This window comes from Citrobacter sp. RHBSTW-00986 (genome assembly GCF_013783065.1).
GTDB classification, from domain to species: domain Bacteria; phylum Pseudomonadota; class Gammaproteobacteria; order Enterobacterales; family Enterobacteriaceae; genus Citrobacter; species Citrobacter braakii.
This window is the reverse complement of the sequence record NZ_CP056201.1, coordinates 77,823-99,905: the sequence shown is the minus strand read 5'-3', so window position 1 is coordinate 99,905 and position 22,083 is coordinate 77,823. Positions and strand designations below refer to the sequence as shown.

Annotated in this window: 17 protein-coding genes and 4 pseudogenes; 7 read left to right on the top strand and 14 right to left on the bottom strand. The window is 50.3% G+C overall.

Annotated features, from left to right (window positions below; translation table 11 throughout):
* Positions 1-74 precede the first annotated feature (74 nt).
* From HV345_RS24300 to HV345_RS24290, 3 genes and pseudogenes are all read left to right on the top strand, one after another.
* Positions 75-1,079: an IS110-like element IS4321 family transposase gene (locus HV345_RS24300; RefSeq protein WP_000427623.1), complete on the top strand. Its 1,005-nt coding sequence runs from the start codon at positions 75-77 to the stop codon at positions 1,077-1,079.
* Between the two features lie 277 nt (positions 1,080-1,356).
* Positions 1,357-1,620, top strand: a pseudogene (locus HV345_RS24295) (DDE-type integrase/transposase/recombinase); the annotation flags it as partial.
* Between the two features lie 104 nt (positions 1,621-1,724).
* Positions 1,725-2,954 carry an EAL and HDOD domain-containing protein gene (locus tag HV345_RS24290; protein WP_016241607.1) on the top strand — a complete coding sequence of 410 codons (1,230 nt, stop codon included), beginning with the start codon at positions 1,725-1,727 and terminating at the stop codon, positions 2,952-2,954.
* 124 nt (positions 2,955-3,078) lie between these two features.
* Here HV345_RS24290 and HV345_RS24285 read toward each other — a convergent pair.
* Positions 3,079-3,776, bottom strand: a protein-coding gene (locus HV345_RS24285; protein ID WP_095033700.1) for an IS1-like element IS1B family transposase whose coding sequence is annotated in 2 segments (ribosomal slippage) — positions 3,079-3,527 and positions 3,527-3,776 — 699 coding nt in all. Because the reading frame shifts where the segments join, the coding sequence is not laid out codon by codon here.
* A gap of 218 nt (positions 3,777-3,994) precedes the next feature.
* On the opposite strand from HV345_RS24285, the gene HV345_RS24280 reads away from it, so the two are divergent.
* A complete protein-coding gene (locus HV345_RS24280; protein WP_181636724.1) occupies positions 3,995-6,580 on the top strand; it encodes an EAL domain-containing protein in 2,586 nt (861 codons plus the stop codon).
* Between the two features lie 33 nt (positions 6,581-6,613).
* Here the strand turns inward: HV345_RS24280 and HV345_RS24275 are convergent, their stop codons facing one another.
* From HV345_RS24275 to HV345_RS24255, 5 genes and pseudogenes are all read right to left on the bottom strand, one after another.
* Positions 6,614-7,318: an IS6-like element IS26 family transposase gene (locus HV345_RS24275; protein ID WP_023312637.1), complete on the bottom strand. Its 705-nt coding sequence runs from the start codon at positions 7,316-7,318 to the stop codon at positions 6,614-6,616.
* Positions 7,319-7,378: 60 nt separating this feature from the next.
* Positions 7,379-7,942 (bottom strand): annotated as a pseudogene (locus HV345_RS24270) (IS5-like element IS5B family transposase); the annotation flags it as partial.
* Between the two features lie 277 nt (positions 7,943-8,219).
* Positions 8,220-8,501: a helix-turn-helix transcriptional regulator gene (locus tag HV345_RS24265; protein WP_000780222.1), complete on the bottom strand. Its 282-nt coding sequence runs from the start codon at positions 8,499-8,501 to the stop codon at positions 8,220-8,222.
* Positions 8,482-8,811, bottom strand: a complete 330-nt coding sequence (locus HV345_RS24260; RefSeq protein ID WP_000493286.1) for a type II toxin-antitoxin system RelE/ParE family toxin — start codon at positions 8,809-8,811, stop codon at positions 8,482-8,484. Before HV345_RS24260 ends, HV345_RS24265 begins: the two co-directional genes overlap by 20 nt.
* 604 nt (positions 8,812-9,415) lie before the next feature.
* Positions 9,416-12,424, bottom strand: a pseudogene (locus HV345_RS24255) (Tn3 family transposase).
* Positions 12,425-12,587: 163 nt separating this feature from the next.
* Here HV345_RS24255 and HV345_RS24250 point away from each other — a divergent pair.
* Together HV345_RS24250 and HV345_RS24245 are read left to right on the top strand one after the other, a co-directional pair.
* Entirely contained in the window at positions 12,588-13,160 is a 573-nt protein-coding gene (locus HV345_RS24250; protein WP_001556711.1) for a recombinase family protein, read from the top strand.
* Positions 13,161-13,279: 119 nt separating this feature from the next.
* Positions 13,280-13,573 (top strand): annotated as a pseudogene (locus HV345_RS24245) (ArsA-related P-loop ATPase); the annotation flags it as partial.
* Between the two features lie 30 nt (positions 13,574-13,603).
* Here the strand turns inward: HV345_RS24245 and arsC are convergent.
* The 6 genes from arsC to HV345_RS24215 form a co-directional block, all read right to left on the bottom strand.
* Positions 13,604-14,029, bottom strand: coding sequence for a glutaredoxin-dependent arsenate reductase (arsC, locus tag HV345_RS24240; protein WP_000065758.1), 426 nt, complete (start codon positions 14,027-14,029; stop codon positions 13,604-13,606).
* A gap of 12 nt (positions 14,030-14,041) precedes the next feature.
* A complete protein-coding gene (gene arsB, locus HV345_RS24235) occupies positions 14,042-15,331 on the bottom strand; it encodes an arsenite efflux transporter membrane subunit ArsB (protein WP_000922630.1) in 1,290 nt (429 codons plus the stop codon).
* Between the two features lie 48 nt (positions 15,332-15,379).
* Positions 15,380-17,131 (bottom strand): arsenite efflux transporter ATPase subunit ArsA, encoded by a 1,752-nt coding sequence (gene arsA, locus HV345_RS24230; protein WP_181636723.1) that lies wholly within the window; start codon positions 17,129-17,131, stop codon positions 15,380-15,382.
* A 17-nt stretch (positions 17,132-17,148) separates the two neighbouring features.
* Complete coding sequence (gene arsD / locus HV345_RS24225) at positions 17,149-17,511, bottom strand: arsenite efflux transporter metallochaperone ArsD (RefSeq protein ID WP_000783215.1); 363 nt, start codon at positions 17,509-17,511, stop codon at positions 17,149-17,151.
* Positions 17,512-17,558: 47 nt separating this feature from the next.
* A complete protein-coding gene (arsR, locus tag HV345_RS24220) occupies positions 17,559-17,912 on the bottom strand; it encodes an As(III)-sensing metalloregulatory transcriptional repressor ArsR (RefSeq protein WP_001114073.1) in 354 nt (117 codons plus the stop codon).
* A 719-nt stretch (positions 17,913-18,631) separates the two neighbouring features.
* Positions 18,632-20,290 (bottom strand): FAD-dependent oxidoreductase, encoded by a 1,659-nt coding sequence (locus HV345_RS24215; RefSeq protein WP_040115255.1) that lies wholly within the window; start codon positions 20,288-20,290, stop codon positions 18,632-18,634.
* Positions 20,291-20,450: 160 nt separating this feature from the next.
* Here HV345_RS24215 and HV345_RS24210 point away from each other — a divergent pair, with 160 nt between their 5' ends.
* Positions 20,451-20,801 (top strand): helix-turn-helix transcriptional regulator, encoded by a 351-nt coding sequence (locus tag HV345_RS24210; protein ID WP_040115257.1) that lies wholly within the window; start codon positions 20,451-20,453, stop codon positions 20,799-20,801.
* A 291-nt stretch (positions 20,802-21,092) separates the two neighbouring features.
* Here HV345_RS24210 and HV345_RS24205 read toward each other — a convergent pair whose 3' ends face one another.
* Together HV345_RS24205 and HV345_RS26570 are read right to left on the bottom strand one after the other, a co-directional pair.
* On the bottom strand, positions 21,093-21,569 hold the full coding sequence (locus HV345_RS24205; RefSeq protein ID WP_072259269.1) for a Dps family protein: 477 nt from the start codon (positions 21,567-21,569) through the stop codon (positions 21,093-21,095).
* 114 nt (positions 21,570-21,683) lie between these two features.
* A complete protein-coding gene (locus tag HV345_RS26570) occupies positions 21,684-21,944 on the bottom strand; it encodes a PaaI family thioesterase (protein ID WP_017901299.1) in 261 nt (86 codons plus the stop codon).
* Between the last annotated feature and the right edge of the window lie 139 nt (positions 21,945-22,083).

Sequence of the window (22,083 nt, the reverse complement as noted above, 5' to 3'; positions counted from 1 at the left end):
CGATTTTTAATGAGATGGTCACTCCCTCCTTCCCGGTACTATGCTGAGGACAGGCTTTCATTCGGAGAACTATCATGGAAAACATTGCGCTCATTGGTATCGATCTGGGTAAAAACTCTTTCCATATTCATTGCCAGGATCGTCGCGGGAAGGCTGTTTACCGTAAAAAATTTACCCGGCCAAAGTTGATCGAATTTTTGGCGACATGCCCCGCTACAACCATCGCAATGGAAGCCTGTGGCGGTTCTCACTTTATGGCACGCAAGTTGGAAGAGTTGGGGCATTCCCCAAAGCTGATATCACCACAATTTGTCCGCCCGTTCGTTAAAAGCAATAAAAACGACTTTGTCGACGCCGAAGCTATTTGTGAAGCTGCATCGCGTCCGTCTATGCGTTTTGTGCAGCCCAGAACGGAATCTCAGCAGGCAATGCGGGCTCTGCATCGTGTCCGTGAATCCCTGGTTCAGGATAAGGTAAAAACAACCAATCAAATGCATGCTTTTCTGCTGGAATTTGGCATTAGCGTTCCCCGAGGAGCTGCCGTTATTAGCCGACTGAGTACCATTCTTGAGGATAATAGTTTGCCTCTTTACCTCAGCCAGTTATTGCTGAAATTACAACAGCATTATCACTATCTTGTTGAGCAGATTAAAGATTTGGAATCCCAGTTGAAACGAAAGTTGGACGAAGATGAGGTTGGACAGCGCTTGCTGAGCATTCCCTGCGTCGGAACACTGACAGCGAGTACTATTTCAACTGAGATTGGCGACGGGAAGCAGTACGCCAGCAGCCGTGACTTTGCGGCGGCAACAGGGCTTGTACCTCGGCAGTACAGCACGGGAGGTAGGACGACATTGCTGGGAATTAGTAAGCGAGGTAATAAAAAGATCCGAACTTTGTTGGTTCAATGTGCCAGGGTATTCATACAAAAACTGGAACACCAGTCTGGCAAATTGGCCGATTGGGTCAGGGATTTACTGTGCCGGAAAAGCAACTTTGTCGTCACTTGTGCTCTGGCAAACAAGCTGGCCAGAATAGCCTGGGCCCTAACGGCACGACAGCAAACTTATGTAGCATAACGGCAGAAATACACCGGTTTAAAGAATTACTGATCTGGTTTTGCGAATACTGATATTGATGATACTAACGGCCCACCGGCCTGTTGAGGAACCTGTAAAACGGAAAGGCTCATTGAAGCCGTATATTTTCTGGAGGTTCATCAGGCGCGGAACTCATCAAGGCGCGGGAATAAAATCCCATTCAGACGCCGGATAGATTCAAGCAAGCCAACTTGTCGTCAAAATCAGTGTTGCAAAAACGGGAGTGACCATAGATTCCGTTTTCTGAGACGACCCCGCTCTGCTCAAACGCGAAGGCCGGTGCCCGTCTGACGTTGAACACCGACAGATTAAGTACCGGAACAACGTGATTGAATGCGATCATGGCAAACTGAAACGGATAATCGGCGCCACGCTGGGATTTAAATCCATGAAGACGGTTTACGCCACCATCAAAGGTATTGAGGTGATGCGTGCACTACGCAAAGGCCAGGCCTCAGCATTTTATTATGGTGATCCCCTGGGCGAAATGCGCCTGGTAAGCAGAGTTTTTGAAATGTAAGGCCTTTGAATAAGACAAAAGGCTGCCTCATCGCTAACTTTGCAACAGTGCCATAGAAAGGTTACATTTCTAAAAATTATAACGCTGACCTGGGGACCGGGAATATGTATTCATTTATCGCACGCCAGCCTATTTTTGACACAAAAATGCAGACCGTCGCTTATGAGCTGCTTTTCAGGGACGGAATGAACAATGCCTTTCCCGATGTTTCACCAGAATACGCCACGTCCAGAATGATTTCTGACCAGTTTTTATGCATCCCTGTTCCCCGTATAGCCAACAATCACAGTTCTTTTATTAATGTGCCGCACCAGATGATCATTAACGGACTGGGCGATACGCTGCCGAATGAAAAAGTGGTCATCGAAATTCTGGAAAATGCAGTCCCGGATGATGCGCTTTTCTGTGCCGTAAAGGATATGCACGACAGGGGTTACCAGCTTGCGCTCGATGATTTCACGATGGATGATGAATGGGACCGCTTTATGCAGTATATTTCTGTCATCAAATTTGATGTCAGAGACAATGACTATGAAGATATCCGGCAATATATCCACAGAAAAAGTCAGCTTCTGCAGGGCATAAAATTCCTTGCTGAAAAAGTGGAAACAAGGGACGAGTTTGAGCTTTACAGCCGGGCGGGTTTCGCGCTTTTCCAGGGATTTTTCTTCAGTCGCCCGGAAATCCTCAGAAATAAATGCCTTTCCCAGAACCCCCTGCCACTCTCCAGGCTGATGATGGAGGTGAACAGGGAAAACCCGGACTTTGCCGCGGTCGAACGTCTGCTTAAAACCGATCTGACGCTGTCATATAAAATCATGCGCTACGTCAGAAACATGCTGTTTAACTCACATGGCATAATTCAGGCGGACAATCTTACCCTGAAAGAAATGCTGATGTATCTGGGGGGCAAAGAACTCCGGCGGTTTGTTGCGGTGGCCGCCCTTTCAAATATGGGGCGTTCCGGCATCAGTGAACTTTATCATCTGAGCATGGTTCGCGGAAAATTCTGCGAATTAATTGCCGGAAAAATAAATAATGTTTCATTATCCTATAACGCATTTATATGCGGTCTGTTTTCATTGCTGGATGTCATTCTTGAACTCCCCATGGACGATTTAATTAAACAGATTTCAATCCCGCAAAACGTAACTGCCGCGCTTTGTGAACATAAAGGTGAACTTTTTGACATACTGACCCTGTCGTTATGTTATGAGAAACTTAACTGGGAGGAAACCGCGAAAATATGTAATACCCTCAATATCAGCGAGTTCACTGTTATAGAAACCATGCAGGCCGCAACAAAATGGGCGGACGAGCTCGCCGTCTGTTAAGGATATTTATCACAAGACAAATCAGTCATACACATCATTTTTTTAATTAAAGAAATACCGGTGAACGCCGTTATATCCGCTTATCCAGACACAACGAGACACTATTATCGGTAATGACTCCAACTTATTGATAGTGTTTTATGTTCAGATAATGCCCGATGACTTTGTCATGCAGCTCCACCGATTTTGAGAACGACAGCGACTTCCGTCCCAGCCGTGCCAGGTGCTGCCTCAGATTCAGGTTATGCCGCTCAATTCGCTGCGTATATCGCTTGCTGATTACGTGCAGCTTTCCCTTCAGGCGGGATTCATACAGCGGCCAGCCATCCGTCATCCATATCACCACGTCAAAGGGTGACAGCAGGCTCATAAGACGCCCCAGCGTCGCCATAGTGCGTTCACCGAATACGTGCGCAACAACCGTCTTCCGGAGCCTGTCATACGCGTAAAACAGCCAGCGCTGGCGCGATTTAGCCCCGACGTATCCCCACTGTTCGTCCATTTCCGCGCAGACGATGACGTCACTGCCCGGCTGTATGCGCGAGGTTACCGACTGCGGCCTGAGTTTTTTAAATGGCGGAAAATCGTGTTGAGGCCAACGCCCATAATGCGGGCGGTTGCCCGGCATCCAACGCCATTCATGGCCATATCAATGATTTTCTGGTGCGTACCGGGTTGAGAAGCGGTGTAAGTGAACTGCAGTTGCCATGTTTTACGGCAGTGAGAGCAGAGATAGCGCTGATGTCCGGCAGTGCTTTTGCCGTTACGCACCACCCCGTCAGTAGCTGAACAGGAGGGACAGCTGATAGAAACAGAAGCCACTGGAGCACCTCAAAAACACCATCATACACTAGCATCACCGACAAAAGGCTGCCTCATCGCTAACTTTGCAACAGTGCCCTTATTCGCACCTTCCCTAGCTAAAGCAAAAAAAAGTGCTCAAAAAATTCTGGAGAAAAAATCCGTTTCTGCCGATACTGCCTCTGCGGGCTGTGCCTATTTCAGGACAATGGACTCTCACCCGTTAAGAGATGGGGAAAATGAACTGGCAGCGCTTCAACAAAGTAAGTAGTTTTTCAGGAGAAACCAGTGGCATAGTAAAGAAAAATTTTATTATTACCGCGGCGTTGCTGAGCAGTCTCTTTCTGGCGGCAATAGTGAGTCTTTTATATATCGCGGATAATCTTAATAATAAAGCAGACGCGCGCAGCAGTTTACTTTTGCAAAAAGCCCTCACTAACCGGCAGGAAAAGATACGCGCAAATTTAATGGATAATGCCGACTGGGGCGAAGCGTATAATAATTTGCACAAGCAGGTGAATGTTAAATGGGCATGGGACAGCCAGAACCTTGGTGAATCGCTTTACACGAATTACCAGTATGAAGGCGTATTTGTTTTGTCTCCCGCCGGGGAGACGCGTTATAGCGTCATTGAAGGAAATCTTGTCAGCCAGCCTTTCGAGAAATGGCTCAACCGGAACATCACCAAAGAACTTTTTAACGACCTCTCACAAAGCCAGGGTAAAGCCGTCTCACGCCCTATGATTACCAACGGGCAACTCACCTTACTGGCGGCGGCCCGGATCACGTCGGAAGACGATGAAAGCATCACGCCGGTGGCGGAAGATGCCTCGGTACTGATTTTCGCCGACGTGTTAACGCCCGTTAAACTGGAGAAAATGGGCAACAAATACGGCATTCATAATGCGCATACGTTCGGCAGAATGGAGCCACACCTGAAAGCCGACTACCGGGAAGCTCAGCTTATTTTACCCATTGATAATGGCGATATTCTGATTGAGTGGCGAAGCGACGATCCGGGCACAGCGCTGATGAACCGGGAGCTGCCGTTAATCATCATTCTGATGTTATCGACCATTGCATTTACCTGGTTGATGCGGCGTGGTGCGTTAATCAAAGCGCAAATTAATGACGAAAATGTTTTCCTGCTTGAGCAAAGCCGACAAGCGCTTACGGCAAGTGAACGACGCTTTCGCGACGTCATTGAAGCCACCACCGACTGGATTTGGGAAGCGGACAGCGAGGCACGGCTAACGTGGTTATCCGACCGTTTTTCCGGCGTTACCGGTCATCATTCTGACGACTGGCTTGGGCGGAACATGTTGGATTTCATCCACAGCGACAAAATCCTTTTTCATCACTGGCTGCTGAATCCGCAGACGAGCAGTAATTACACGCTCAAAAAGGCCCGCTATTTCTCAGCTCAGGGCCATCAGCGTTACTGCAATGTGGTGGCGAAGCGCGCCATTATGGATGATGGTTCTATGGGCTTTCGCGGTACGGTGACCGATGTCACTCTGGAAGTGGAGGCGCAGGAGCGTGCCGAGTATTTATCGCGGCATGATGAATTAACCGGCCTGCCAAACCGGGTCAGAATGAAAGAGTTTCTGGAAGGTGAGCTGCGTTCTTTACCCGATCCGGATCATCCCCTGGCCATGATCAGCCTCGACCTGGATAAATTCAAACCGGTAAATGATTTATTCGGCCACAATGCGGGCGATGCGTTACTCAATGAAGTCGCCAGCCGGTTGCGGTCCTGTACCCGTAAAATCGATCTGGTTGCCCGGCAGGGCGGAGATGAGTTTATCCTTATTCTGCCGGATATTTATGTGCGTAAAGACATAGAGACGCTCTGCCAGCGCATTGCCAGTGAAATAAGCCGGCCTTTTATCGTTAACGGCAATGAAGTGTATATCAGCGTGAGTATGGGGATTGCACTGGCGCCTCAGGATGCAATGAACGCCAGCGATCTGATTCGGTTATCCGATATCGCATTGTATAAAGCGAAAAATACCGGTCGCAATAACTGGGTGTTTTACGAACCCAACATGGGCGAGTACTTAATTCAGCGCCGGGAAATGGAAAAAGAGTTTCGTGAAGCGTTATGCACAGACCAGTTTCAGCTGGTTTATCAGCCCCGTTACGACATTAAAACCTCGCGTATCGCTGCTGTCGAAGCACTGGTTCGCTGGCAGCATCCGCGTCTCGGTTTACTGATGCCGGATCAGTTCATCCCGCTTGCGGAAGAGACGGGCCTGATCGTTGCCATGAGTGATGTGGTGCTGGAGAAAGCCTGTAAAGATATGGTGCATCTCTCGCCCGATTTGGTTATTTCGGTCAATATTTCGGCGGTGGAGTTTAATACCCGTGGCCTGGCGAAACGGGTAAAGGCTGCGCTGCAAAAATCGGGGCTTAAACCGTCCCGGCTGGAGTTAGAAATTACCGAAAACGTGACGATTTCCAATCCGGATATCACGCTGGAAACCATGAAGCAGCTGAAGGATATCGGCGTACGCTTTTTGATTGATGACTTTGGAACCGGCTACTCGGCATTAAGCTATCTGAAACGCTTCCCGTTCGACGGAATAAAGCTGGATAAATCTTTTGTGTTCGCCATGGAGGAATCGGAAAACGCCAAAATCATCGTTGAGAATATTATCGGCCTTGGCAAAGCCTATTCGCTGGCTGTCACCGCTGAAGGCGTGGAAACGGCGGAGCAGTTGAAAAGGCTTAAACATTATCACTGTGACGAGGCGCAAGGGTATTTCATCGGGAAGCCTGTCGCGCTTGATGTGTTAAATTTAGAGGCACTGTTGCAAAGTTAGCGATGAGGCAGCCTTTTGTCTTATTCAAAGGCCTTACATTTCAAAAACTCTGCTTACCAGGCGCATTTCGCCCAGGGGATCACCATAATAAAATGCTGAGGCCTGGCCTTTGCGTAGTGCACGCATCACCTCAATACCTTTGATGGTGGCGTAAACCGTCTTCATGGATTTAAATCCCAGCGTGGCGCCGATTATCCGTTTCAGTTTGCCATGATCGCATTCAATCACGTTGTTCCGGTACTTAATCTGTCGGTGTTCAACGTCAGACGGGCACCGGCCTTCGCGTTTGAGCAGAGCAAGCGCGCGACCATAGGCGGGCGCTTTATCCGTGTTGATGAATCGCGGGATCTGCCACTTCTTCACGTTGTTGAGGATTTTACCCAGAAACCGGTATGCAGCTTTGCTGTTACGACGGGAGGAGAGATAAAAATCGACAGTGCGGCCCCGGCTGTCGACGGCCCGGTACAGATACGCCCAGCGGCCATTGACCTTCACGTAGGTTTCATCCATGTGCCACGGGCAAAGATCGGAAGGGTTACGCCAGTACCAGCGCAGCCGTTTTTCCATTTCAGGCGCATAACGCTGAACCCAGCGGTAAATCGTGGAGTGATCGACATTCACTCCGCGTTCAGCCAGCATCTCCTGCAGCTCACGGTAACTGATGCCGTATTTGCAGTACCAGCGTACGGCCCACAGAATGATGTCACGCTGAAAATGCCGGCCTTTGAATGGGTTCATGTGCAGCTCCATCAGCAAAAGGGGATGATAAGTTTATCACCACCGACTATTTGCAACAGTGCCACTCTTGGCATCGACACCAATGTGGGCCTTCATGCCAAAGTGCCACTGATTGCCTTTCTTGGTCTGATGCATCTCCGGATTGCGTTGCTGCTCTTTGTTCTTGGTAGAGCTGGGTGCCTCAATGATGGTGGCATCCACCAAAGTGCCTTGGGTCATCATGACGCCTGCTTCGGCCAGCCAGCGATTGATGGTCTTGAACAATTGACGGGCCAGTTGATGCTGCTCGAGCAGGTGGCGGAAATTCATGATGGTGGTGCGATCCGGCAGGGCGCTATCCAGGGATAATCGGGCAAACAGGCGCATGGAGGCGATTTCGTACAGGGCATCTTCCATGGCACCGTCGCTCAGGTTGTACCAATGCTGCATGCAGTGAATACGCAGCATGGTCTCCAGCGGATAGGGCCGTCGGCCATTGCCCGCCTTGGGATAAAACGGCTCGATGACTTCCACCATGTTTTGCCATGGCAGAATCTGCTCCATGCGGGAGAGGAAAATCTCTTTTCGGGTCTGACGGCGCTTAGTGCTGAATTCACTATCGGCGAAGGTGAGTTGATGGCTCATGATGTCCCTCTGGGATGCGCTCCGGATGAATATGATGATCTCATATCAGGAACTTGTTCGCACCTTCCCTAAGTCACCGGCGGCTTGCCTGCCACACATTGAACATTACAGACCAATTAGCACTTTGTCACCGGGGAAAGATGTAAAGATTATGTATAAATAGATTGGCTTAGAAGTGACATTTCAACTTTGGAGAAACAGGTGACATTTTAAACTTGCTTTAACAAAATTTTGGGACTGACCGAAACAAAAAGGCCAGCCCCGGAGGGCTGGCTATTCAGTACAGGGCAATGACAGGTTTCTTGATGCCGCAGGCGTGAGCGTAGCGGGTCAGTGTGTCGATGCTGGCTTTGGTGATGTTGTTTTCCAGGCGAGAAATAACCGGAGGTGTAACCCCCATGCGTTCAGCAACCTGCGCTTTTGTCAGGTTGTCATGCTTGCGCCATTCAGCAAGCAGCTCCCTGAGCTTTTCCTTACGTTCTTCTTCCTGCCATGCAGCGCGATATTCATCGTCCTGCATCCACTCGTTATGCAGTTCTTTATGGCTTACCAGTTTCATTAAGTACCTCCGCTAACCGCTTTTTGGCGAGATCGATTTCTTTCGCTGGCGTTTTCTGTGACTTCTTGATGAAAACACGGAGCATGATGATGGTATTGCCTTTGTGGTATACCCAGATTCCCCTGGCTATGTCCGTCCCCATCGTGCGGATCTCAAAAAGTCCATCGCCCAGGGGCTTCGTGTCCGGCTCCCGCAGTAATCGGGCGTCATACTCCAGTTTGCCGATGAGACGGTCAAACTTCACCCTGATTTTTACGGGTAATGCTGTGGCTTCTTCCCTGGCTTCCGGGTGATAAACAACGCTAAACATGTGACCTCCCATTTCTATTAATATTAACCTATAGGCTAATTTCAGACAAGGTAGAATTAACCTATAAGCTAATTTTGTTGGCAGTTATCGTGGCTACCCGGTCACTACCCTGTTAGCGTGAGTTTTCGTTCCACTGAGGAACGGGGATTTATGCGCGTTAGCGCATGTAAGGCGGCAGGATGAAATGACAGGTAGCACCGAGGGTTAGCCGCCGATACCAGTGAGGGATCGAAAGGGATCGCCTATCCATCCCTTCACCCTGCAAAGCCATATTCCGCTAAAAGCGGCTCAGAGGCTTTTGTGCGCGGTCGGAGTGGTCACAACAAGGCCGAAGCCGCAGTTGGGGCGTATCTCCGCGTTAGCGGGTCGTAAGAGCCGCTTACGAGCGTGTAAGCTAATTCTTCAGCGATATTTGCTGACGTATCCGGCGTGGCCGGATTTGTCCAATCCCTCGATGGCTAACAGGCGAGCTGTTAGCCATCGAGGGATTCCGTTCTGAATGCCCCGCGCTTTAGCGTGGGGAGCTACTTTTGAGGCGCTCGCGCCGATGCTGTTCGGTTATCCACTTTTTGGGGTTTGAGAGCCAATGGAACGAAAACGTACGCTAAGAAGTTAATTCATTGTTTAAATTGAAATTTAGTTCTCTCAGTTCCCCCTTCAAAATATCCTCCGGTAGCGTAAACGTATAATGCCCCAGCATATTGATATGCCCGTGCATCAGTGGGGACAACCGGGCGATATCTTCAACCCCGATTTCTTCTCCATTACTGCGTATCCAGCTCAGGGCTTCCTGCATATAAAGTGTGTTCCACAGTACCACTGCGTTAGTGACCAGGCCCAGTGCCCCCAGCTGATCTTCCTGACCTTCACGATAGCGCTTTCTGATCTCACCGCGCTGCCCGTAGCAGATCGCCCTCGCCACAGCATGGCGGCCTTCCCCCCGGTTTAGCTGCGTCAGGATCCGCCGACGATAATCCTCATCATCAATATAATTAAGAAGGTACAGCGTCTTGTTGACGCGCCCCACTTCCATGATCGCCTGTGCCAGCCCTGATGGGCGCGAGCTTTTCAGCAAAGAGCGAATGAGTTCTGAAGCATGAATGGTGCCCAGTTTCAGCGAACCGGCGGTTCGCATCATCTCATCCCACTGATCCTCGGCTTTCGACAGATCGGCACAACCACGTGCCAGTTCGTCCAGTGCACCGTAATTTGCCGATTTATCCACTCGCCAGAATACCGCTTCACCGGCATCGGCAAGCCGGGGGGAAAACTGGTATCCCAGCAGCCAGAAGAGGCCAAAAATAATGTCGCTGGTACCGGCTGTGTCTGTCATGATCTCAACCGGATTCAGCCCTGTCTGCTGCTCCAGAAGGCCTTCCAGCACAAAAATGGAATCTCGTAATGTGCCGGGGACAACGATGCCGTGGAATCCAGAGTACTGATCAGAGACGAAGTTGTACCAGGTGATGCCACGTCCGGAACCAAAATATTTTCTGTTAGGTCCTGAATTGACGGTTTTCACCGGCGTGACAAAGCGCATGCCATCAGCTGAAGCCACTTCGCCACCACCCCAGCGGCCAGCAAGCTCCAGTGTGGACTGAAAATCAACCAGGCGGGCATTGGCGCTGACCAGCGTTTCTGCCCGGAGGTAATTCTGTTTTACCCAGCTAAGCCGGTGGCGCGTCAGCGCCGGTATATTGTGCTTTATCAGCGGTTCCAGCCCGATATTGCAGGCCTCTGCCATCAGGACCGCGCACAGGCTGATGTGCAGATCCTGTGCCCGGGCCCCGGATTCACTGACATGCGTAAACTCACGTGTAAATCCCGTTCTGGCATCTATTTCAAGCAACAGTTCCGTCAAATCTACTGGCGGGAGTAGCAGCCTTACCCGACTGTTGAGACGATGCAACGATGTTGGCTCCTCCAGTTTCTCCAGGCTGCTGATAGTCAGGGAAGGATGTTTACCGTCATGGCAAATATGAACCTCCGCATTTCCTTCAAAGCGGGATGCGACGGTTTTCCAGGTTTCATCTAGCTGGACCGCCAACTGTTGCACGCCTTTATGTCCATCAGTGGGATGTCCCAGCGCCCGGCAAACGGGGACCCGCTGAGCCTGCCATTCTTCCCCCTGCAACAGCTTCTCGCGGGGATTTCCCTAGCGATCGCTGTTTTCGAGCCAGATGTCCCTTCGACGTAGTGCATCCTGAAGGCGCTCCAGCAGACAAAGCGAGTAACCGGCACGCTGTATCCGGCCCTCCGCATCGTATACCAGGCGTTTCCAGGGGCCGGTAATAATATGTTCAGGCGCATTGTCCAGGATGCGCTTTTTCGAGCAGTTCAGTTCGGTCAGATAATGAATGGCGGACAACGTATGTTCTCCGGCTGGCGCTGCCTGGAAATGCAGGTCGCGCAATACCGCCGGAAGAAAGCGCTTTACCCGCCCGTACTGCTCCACCATTTCGTCATGGAAATTGTTGTTCTGAGGCCGGGCCAGCTCATTTACCTTGCAGACGGATTCTGCCAGCCTGCTTTTCGGTATGCTGTTGAATATGGTCTCCCTCAGTTCAGCATCGTCAGCCTGTTCATCCAGCAACAATGAACATGCCCGCGCCAATATTAGCGCAGCACGATCAAGATCTTTAAGCGTCCTGAGCCGTTTTTTCTGCCCCGTTTTCTTCGCCGCACGAGTGATATCCAGTATCAGCATATCGAGCACATCAACGGCCTCATCCAGCGCCGCAGTCTCCTGCGCTTTAACGAATGCTGTGAGTACGGCCAGTTTTCTCTGCTGTGGCATTCGCGCGATATATTTTACCGACGCCATGCCTGCGTAACGGGCCAAATTACGCAGTTGTATAGCAGGCAGACCGGTAAAATTCAGTCGGGAAAATTCCAGGTTTCGCAGCCGGATATACCGCTCCAGCGCTTCGGTAAATGCCGGGCCGCTGACGGTGACCGGTCCCTTTTTCAGTTGCTCCAGCGGTGAAGTACGCTGCCCCTCAGGAATGTCCAGAAGCTCCGTCACGCGGGCGGTCTGCCAGCTGTCCGGCAACGCGGCCAGTTTCTTCCACAGCCGCTGATTTGCCCGTTCGCGTATTTCACTGACGAGACGTACAAGTGTGGTTGCTCCGGGCAGCAGGACCTTATTCTGAAGCAGCCACGCGGTGGCAAAATCAAACATAAGGCCGGGTCGCTCATTACTGAGCCATGCGCGGGTGTACAGCAGGCGCTTCAGGCGGAAAGACCAGGGGAAATCGCCAAATTCATGGTAACCGTAATATTCCTTAATCAGCGCAGTATGCTCTCTGAGGGTGGTAACCCGTTCTGCGTAGCGGGTAAGGACTTCTGGACGGCGAATATTAAGCTGCACCGCGACAAATTGCTGAACACCTGGCAGAACCCGGGTTAAGTCTGTCAGAAAGGTGCCCAGAAAACGGGCGGTGGTGAGCTGAAGCGCAATTCCCAGCCGGTTATGCCTTCCCCGCCGCTGGTTAATGAAGGCAAGATCCCGCTCATCAAGATGAAAATAGCGCGCCAGCTGCACGTCATTGGGTTCTGCAACATAGCGACCATAATTCAGTTCCTGCTCAGTGGTCAGAAAATCGACGGGCATACCGGCCTCCCTGCCTGATGGTCATGAATTAACAATTTCGCAACCGTCCGAAATATTATAAATTCTCGGACACACTAAAATGGTGTTGTCTAGGTGTCTATTAAATCGATTTTTTGTTATAACAGACACCCACTGTCCGATATTTGATTTAGGATACATTTTTATGCGACTTTTTGGTTACGCACGGGTATCAACAAGCCAGCAGTCCCTCGATATTCAGATCAAGGGGCTTAAAGAGGCGGGGGTGAAAGCCAGTCGCATATTTACCGACAAAGCATCCGGCAGTTCTACCGACAGGAAAGGACTGGATCTGCTGCGAATGAAGGTGGAGGAAGGTGACGTCATCCTGGTGAAGAAACTCGACCGGCTTGGCCGCGACACTGCCGATATGATCCAACTGATAAAAGAATTCGACGCTCAGGGAGTCGCGGTCCGATTCATAGACGACGGGATCAGCACCGACGGTGAAATGGGGAAAATGGTTGTGACCATTCTTTCAGCTGTAGCCCAGGCCGAACGCAGGAGGATTCTGGAGCGTACGAACGAAGGACGGCAGGAGGCCAGGCTGAAAGGTATCCGGTTTGGCCGAAAGCGCATCATCGACAGAAATAGTGTACTGGCACTTCATCAGCAGGGAACTGGTGCAACAGATATTGCCCGCCGGCTCAGTATTGCCCGTTCCACTGTTTATAAAATTCTGGAAGATGAGAGCCGGGTTAATCTGAGCAAAATTTGAGGACGAACATGAGTGATGTAAAGGCATTCAACAATTGCATGAGTGTGTTCTGGCGACAGCATGAAGCCGAATTCTCTCGCTTTCTGACATCGAAGACAGGTGATAGCGAAAAAGCAGCAGACCCGGAGAAGACGAAGGTGATTATCGTGACGCTTGCCGAAACGACACCTGTACTGGAAGCCGCTAACCTGCAGCAGGATCTACGCCGAGCTGGCATCGAGCCGTGGGCATGGGTCGTTAATAACAGCCTGGCAGCTGCTCAACCGTCTTCGCCTTTCCTGAAGATCAGGGCGAACCGCGAGCTGCCTCTCATCTCTGATGTGGAAGAGCAGTATGCAAAGCGTATTGCATTAACAGCGCTACAGAGCGAAGAGCCGGTTGGTATTGACCTGCTGGAAGAAATGGCGAAGTAATAATGAAGGGGGCAAATGCCCCCTTCGTCTTTATTTCAGTCTTTTACCTGAATCATCAACGACTTTTTCACCGTCTTCCTTGGTGAAAGCCGCTTTCTGGGCATCTGGAAGGATATCGAGAACAACCTCTGAAGGACGGCAAAGTTTAGTTCCCAGTGGCGTCACTACGATCGGACGGTTGATCAGAATCGGATGCTGTAGCATAAAGTCGATGAGCTGGTCGTCAGTAAATTTATCTTCTGCAAGACCCAGTTCCTCATACGGCTCGACGTTCTTACGCAGCAAAGCCCGGACGGAAATGCCCATATCCGCAATGAGTTTGAGCAGCTCATCGCGTGAAGGTGGAGTCTCAAGGTAAAGAATAACGGTCGGCTCGATACCGCTGTTGCGGATCATCTCCAGCGTATTACGCGACGTGCCGCAGGCTGGGTTGTGATAAATGGTGATGTTGCTCATATCAGTATCTCATTACAAAGTGAAAGAGAGACGTAGCGCCAGCGCGGCCAGCGTTACAAACAGCACAGGCAGAGTCATGACGATCCCGGTGCGGAAATAGTATCCCCATGTGATGGTCATGTTCTTCTGTGAAAGGACATGCAGCCAGAGCAACGTTGCCAGGCTACCAATAGGTGTAATTTTCGGTCCAAGATCGCAGCCAATCACGTTGGCAAAAATCATCGCCTCTTTGATAACGCCTGTTGCAGTGCTGCCATCAATAGAGAGAGCACCAACCAGCACGGTAGGCATATTGTTCATGATGGAAGAGAGGAAAGCCGTCAGGAAGCCAGTACCAAACGTCGCGGCCCAAAGTCCTTTATCTGCCAGCACGTTCAACACACCGGAGAGGTATTCTGTTAGTCCGGCATTACGCAGACCATAGACCACCAGATACATTCCCAGAGAGAATATGACGATCTGCCATGGCGCACCGCGAAGCACTTTGCCAGTGTTAATGGCATGGCCTCGCTTCGCCACCGCAAACAGAATGACAGCCCCTACAGCAGCAATCGCACTGACCGGGATACCCAACGGCTCAAGGACGAAAAAGCCAACCAGAAGAAGGATCAACACTATCCAGCCGGTTCTGAAGGTTGCCAGATCTTTAATCGCTTTTGCCGGTGCTTTCAGGAGAGCCAGGTCGTAAGTTGGCGGAATATCTTTGCGGAAGAACAGATGCAGCATCACCAGCGTGGCGATAATGGCTGCGATATCCACCGGCACCATTACCGACGCATACTCAGTGAAACCCAGCCCAAAGAAGTCTGCAGAAACGATGTTAACCAGGTTGGACACGATAAGCGGCAGACTGGCCGTATCGGCAATAAACCCGGCGGCCATGACAAATGCCAGCGTAGTGCCTTTGCTGAAACCTAATGCAAGCAGCATGGCGATAACAATTGGCGTCAGAATCAATGCCGCACCATCGTTGGCAAACAGTGCCGCCACCGCTGCGCCGAGCAAAACGATATAGGTAAACAGCAAACGCCCGCGACCGTTACCCCAACGTGAAACGTGCAGCGCCGCCCATTCGAAAAAGCCCGATTCATCGAGCAGAAGGCTGATAATAATCACGGCAATAAAGGTCGCCGTCGCATTCCAGACAATATTCCACACTACAGGGATATCACCAAAATGGACTACGCCAGAGATCAGCGCCAGTACCGCGCCCAGCGTCGCACTCCAGCCGATCCCTAATCCCTTCGGTTGCCAGATAACCAAAACGATGGTCAGGACAAAAATAGCGCCTGCCAGTAACATAAATCCTCCAGACAGGACGGCTTTGCCGCCCTGTATATACAAAAAAAATTAAACAACCAGCTCTCTGAGTTTCTCGATGCCAGTGGGCTCTGCAGCCATTACCGGTACTAACGCTATGCGGCTTGCATGCTGGTTTTTCACAACCTCGATTTGAGGACGCTCTTGTAGGGCGCGCTGGCAAAGCAGCGGCGATTGCGTCTGTGCAATCGAAAGGCTGTTATTGATAATCCAGCCCCAGGGATGAATCCCCGCACGTTCAAGATCGGACTGCAGGTTTGCCGCTTCCAGTACAGGTGTGGTTTCAGGCAGAGTGACCAGCAAAACTTTGGTACGTTCCTGGTCCTGAAGCTGCATCATCGGAGTGGAAAAATGACCTTTATCCCCCATCTTCCTGGCAATCTCACGGTGATAAGCCCCGGTAGCATCAAGCAGTAATAGCGTATGCCCGGTAGGTGCCGTATCCATGACCACAAACCGTTTGCCAGCTTCACGAATTACGCGTGAAAACGCCTGGAACACCGCAATCTCTTCTGTGCAAGGAGAACGTAAATCCTCTTCGAGCAGCCGTTTCCCAGCCTCATCCAGATCCCTGCCTTTCGTCTCAAGAACATGCTGACGATAGCGTTCAGTTTCATCGTGAGGGTTGATTCGGCTGACCTGCAGATTTTTGAGGCTGCCATTGAGCGTTGTACTGAGATGTGCAGCAGGATCTGAGGTGGTGAGATGCACATCAAAACCCTTATCCGCCAGACTGACGGCGATAGCCGCAGCCATTGTGGTTTTGCCCACACCACCTTTGCCCATCAGCATAATCAAACCGTGTTCACTGCGGGCGATATCATCAACCAGGACAGACAACGACATATTCTCTGGCTTGTTCTGTGGGCTTTGTTCAGGAAGCGATGTTATCTCAGCGTGTTCGTTGAGCAGGCCTTTCAATGCGGATACACCAACCATGTTCAGCGGCTGCAGGTATAAGTTGTCTGTCGGCAAATCAGATAACCCGGCAGGAAGATTTGCCAGCGCCTCTTGCTCCCGTTGCCATATTGCAGCGGCCAGTGCATCACGTTCTGCTTCGCTCGCAGGCAGGACACCGTTAATGACTAAATACTGATTTTTAAGGCCAATAGCTGATAATTCGTCATGAGTACGAGCGACTTCCTGCAGTGTTGATTTTTGCAATCGCGCGACCAGCACAAGGCGAGTTCGTTCAGGATCGGATAATGCCTCAACCGCATGAGCATATTGCTCGCGTTGTTTTTCCAGCCCAGCCATTGGACCAAGACAGGAAGCACCATCCGGGTTACTTTCGATGAAGCTGCTCCAGGCTCCGGGAAGCTGAAGAAGGCGAATAGTGTGGCCAGTTGGGGCAGTATCAAAAATGATGTGATCAAAGCGGGTCAGCAGAGAAGCGTCAGTCAGTAAGCCAGTAAACTCGTCGAATGCAGCGATCTCTGTCGTACAAGCTCCTGAAAGCTGTTCACTGATGCTGTTAACAACGTCATCAGGCAAAAGACCTTTAATAGGGTCAACGATTCTGGCGCGGTATTGCTGGGCGGCGTCCTGCGGGTCAATCTCCAGAGCCGAAAGACCAGACACAGCAGTCACGGGCTGGATAGTGTTACCGATAGTCTGATCGAATACCTGACCGACATTGGAAGCCGGGTCGGTACTGACAAGCAGAACACGCTTTCCCAGTTCAGCCAGACGTATAGCCGTTGCGCAGGAAATCGAAGTTTTGCCTACACCTCCCTTACCGGTGAAAAACAGGTAAGACGGGATATTCTCTAAGAATTTCATATGTCCTCCTGACATACTCAACAACAGGAAGTTTTACCACCACAGCAACTGGTGGAAGCTAAACCCACCTTTTCCAGCGGTATACCAAACCAGCGAGCCAGTTCAGCGCGTTTTGGGTATCGCCCGGCCATCACCGTTTCACCATCAAGCAACAGCAGCGGAAGCCCTTCAGCTCCAGAAGCCTCAAGGAATGCTTTCGCTTTTTCGTTCTCAACGAAGCTCATAGGCTGCTGCGCCAGGTTATAACGTTCGATCTGAACCCCACGCCCTTTCAGCCATTGCACATCAGCAGAAAAATTGACCAAAACCTGATCGACATCTGAACCACAAACGCCGGTACTGCAGCACATCGCCGGATCAAACACCGTTAACATTTTCATCTTTAACACCTCATATTCGTAAAAACATATATGTACAGGCAAAATTTTTAGATACAAACAGCCTTACCGCTGCCAGAGCAGTTGGCCGATGCCAGCTTACGGGCGATGGCCTGTACGTCGTCCTGTTGACTTAACCAGGCCTGCTCAATCACCAGGGCAGCCCAGGAAGGAATATGCGGGGATAAGCGATAATGAACCCATTTCCCCTGCTTGCGATCCAGCAACAGGCCACTTTCCCGAAGCATCGCCAGATGGCGGGAGGTCTTGGGTTGTGATTGTTCCAGCGCTGTGCAGAGATCGCATACGCACAGCTCCCCCATCTCCCTGAGCAGTAGCACGATACCCAGGCGGGTTTCATCAGATAGTATTTTGAAAAGTTGTAGGGATGCAATTTCTGGCATTATGTACTCCTGCTATGAATGGGTATTGTCTCTCCACCAAAACAAGAAGTCAAAATCATATGTGTTTTCTCGCATGTGAGTGCAGGTGTCACTATGCGGTTGAAAAACGACCTGATGTGCGATCGTTACGTTAGTTGGGTAGGTAAAAAAGTCATTTGAGGCTAAAACATTGCTTAGTGCGGGCTTTCAGTTCATAGAGAAGAATGAATAATATCAATTATAACAATTGGTTATTTCCTTAGCGTACGTTTTCGTTCCATTGGCCCTCAGACCCCTTACTAACATCGGGGTGTACTAATCAACGGGGAGCAGGTCAATGGTAATACAAACACCGGTCAGCAACACGCTTAGCACTATATTCACGATGTCGAAGGTAAAACGCGGGATTGCAGTCAACACATCAGTGACGAAAAACAGCAATAAGATGAGTGGGGGCGGAAACCATACTCTCAATCGAGTCACGAAGTTACGCATTACACAGACCTATCTCTGAACTAAGCAGCCTGATGGCTGCAAAATGAAAATCCAGTCCTTGCCATTCCTATAGTGACCATGAATCTGACATTATATGCCTGATCTGAAAAGTTATTTTTTTCATAACTGTCCTTATAACGGTGCGGGGTCAGTCCACACCTCTGTTCAGGTGAACAAATTCAGCAGACCACTTCACTGTTAAACCTGTGGCGATTCAGGGTGCCATGTGTATGGCACCTCATCTCTTATTTACTTATTGACTCCGTTACCGCCTGCCAGGTTATAAAGCCACCACTCAGATTATATGTCCTGAAGCCGTGGGCCTGAAGAATACGGTATGCCACATGCCCGCGCAGGCCACTCTGGCACCCTATAAAAATCTCTTTATCTTTAGGCACTTTTTCAAGATTCTCCCGCAGGGAATCCAGTGGAATGGATAGCGCGTCAGGATATTCGCCAAATTGTTTCAGTTCTGCAGGAGAGCGAATATCAAGTAAACAATAACTGCCCGGTACCCGTTGTAACACATCGCGGACATGACAGATGACCGTATCTCCCTTGATGACATTTGCCGCCACCATTCCAGCCTGGTTAACAACGTCCCTTGCACTGTTAAAAGGAGGAGCATAAGTCAGCTCCAGATGCTCAAGATCGTTGACGGTAAGTCCCGCACGCTGTGCGACAGCCAGGACATCGATGCGTTTATCAACCCCTTTTTTCCCTGACGCCTGGGCCCCGAGAATTTTGCCAGTATCGGGGCTGAACAGCAGTTTAAGACTGATCATCGTTGCCCCCGGGTAGTAACCGGCATGATCAGCAGCATGGACGTAAACCTTCTCGTATCGGGTGCCGTGGGCTTTCAGTTGCTTTTCATTCGCACCGACGCTGCCAATACTCAGCGAAAATACCTTACAAATGGATGTCCCCTGACTGCCATGGTAAAGGCTGTGGTGATCAAGCATGTTATCAGCAGCAATGCGTCCCTGGCGGTTGGCGGGCCCAGCCAGAGGAATATTAGCGGGTTCCTGAAAAACAAGGTCAGGTGTTTCAACTGCATCCCCCACGGCGTAGATGTCAGGGATACTGGTCTGCATACAAGCATTGACACATATGCCTCCACGTTTACCCACTTCGAGCCCGGCTAATGTGGCAAGGCTGTTCTCAGGTTTTACCCCGATGGCGAGAATAACCATGTCGGTCTGCACAAAGCCACCGTCAGACAGTGCAACGCGGAATCCCGTTTCTGTCCGCAGTACCTCGGTGAGTGCCGTTCTGAGACGCAGATCCACGCCATGATTCCGGATTTCCTGATGCAGGACTGATGCCATTTCAGGATCAACCGGAGCCATAACCTGTTCCCCCATCTCCAGCAGAGTGACACGGATCCCCCGTTCGCTCAGAGCCTCCATCACTTCAAGTCCGATGAACCCCCCCCCGACAAGCGTGGTGTGAGCGACGTTATGTTGCTCAATCCACGCCAGGATAGCATCCATGTCAGTAAGATTTCGGAGCGTAAAGACTCCCTCTTGCTGTAGCCCGGGCAAAGGAGGGACAACCGGCGCGGCTCCGGTACTGAGGAGCAGACGATCCCATACTTCGGTATGGATCTCGCCTGAGATCAAATTATTAACTGTTACAGTTTTATTAACCGGATCCACTGACGTCACTTCATGGCAGGTACGGACGTCTATGTTAAAGCGGGATTTAAAATCCTCCGGAGTCTTAAGAATAAGTGACTGCCGTAAGGGAATATTTCCGCCTATATGATAAGGCAATCCACAGTTGGCGAAAGAGACATCGCTTCCCCGTTCAAACACAACAATACTGACATCCTCTGACAACCGGCGAGCCCTGGCTGCAGCGGATGCGCCACCGGCAACACCACCAACTATCACTATTTTCATTACATCCTCTCTGTTCACTCGGGGCAAAATGCCTACCAGATATAATTAGTTACCCGGGTCAGCTGGACGCTGCAGACCTGGCGAACACGGTGGCAAAATTATGCCACTATCAGTATACTAAAATATATTATATAAAAACACATAATATGAGAAATCATCAATGCAAATGAATGAAGACACAAAACGTCAGACTGATATGAAAAATGCGGCCCTGAGGGCAGCGGATGTTTTACGGGGACTAGCCAACAGCGACCGGTTGCTGTTGATGTGCCAGTTAAGCCAGGGAGAAGCGAATGTGTCCGAACTCGAAGCGGCGGTCGGGATTACTCAGCCGACGTTGTCTCAGCAGCTTGGCGTCATGCGCCGCCTGAAGCTGGTTGAGACCCGACGGGCTGGTAAAATGGTATATTACCGTATCGGGGATAACCGGATCATGACGTTGTTAAATACCTTATATACTCTTTACTGTCCGCAGGCCGGGACAGGTAAAGGAAACCATAACAACGAATAATATGATTCTGCTTTCTCTGCAAACCGTTTTATCAGTGGATCATAAACTTGTTGAGGCTATGAAGTGCCTGGACGAAACTGTAACGGGAAAACGACAGTGATTCGGATATACCCGCCGGCAATCCCTTTCCGGACTGTTTAATCACTTGCCCGCTCACAGGTTTACTGGTTGATTTATCGGTTTTTATACTATTCCGGTCAGATAAAAGAGCCACAGGCACGCAGTGATACTGCTGCGTCAGAAATGGCCTGTGGCTGACAAACTGTTTATCTCTGCTGCTACCGGGTGACATCATTCAAGCAGGCTACGCAACATCCAGGCGGTTTTCTCATGCAACTGGATACGTTGTGTAAGCAGATCCGCAGTGGCTTCATCATTCCCACTATTAACGATCGGGAATAAAGAGCGTGCGGTTTTAACCACGGTCTCCTGGCCCTGGACAAGATTTTCAATCATGTTTTTTGCTGCCGGAATATCCTTGTCTTCATTAACCGCAGTTAAACGTGAAAATTCATGATATGTGCCGGGCGCGAAACATCCGAGCGAGCGTATACGTTCAGCAATATCATCAACGGCGGTGGCCAACTCATTGTATTGATTTTCAAACATTAAATGTAAGCTATTAAACATGGGGCCAGTTACATTCCAGTGATAGTAATGTGTTTTTATATACAGGGTATAGGTGTCAGCAAGAAGCCGGGACAGACCGTCTGCAATCTCCACCCGGGATGATTCAGCAATACCAATATCAATGATTTGTTTACTCATAACTACCTCTTACACGGTTTCAGTGGAATATACGATATGCGATTATTCTTTCCGGTCTGAGCAAAACACGCCTCAAATTTTTATAATAACCAGGTACACCTGTCGTCTGTCACACTAGCGATGCGCCAGAGCAATATCCTGCGACGGAACAATGAATTTCGCCGTGGCACGTGCCACTGTCTGCTGTCCTTTTGTCAGCCATGCTTCAAGCAGGTAAATCCCCCTGCGTTGCCCAAGCAGTCTGGCACATACCATCAGTTTGTCTCCGGTACAAACGGGTGAAATGAATCTTACCGTCAGTTCAGCCGTCAGGGCTTGCACACCCTGCATGAACAAACAATGAGTCATTGCTGCATCCAGCAGGGTACTCGTCATTCCGCCATGTAAAAGACCCGTATACCCCTGATGCCTGTGATTGGCCGTGTAGTCCGCACATACAGAGCCATCCGGGTGCTCTGAAAACATTAAGTTCACCGTATCAGGGTTGTTGTCGCGGGAACTACAGACCATACAA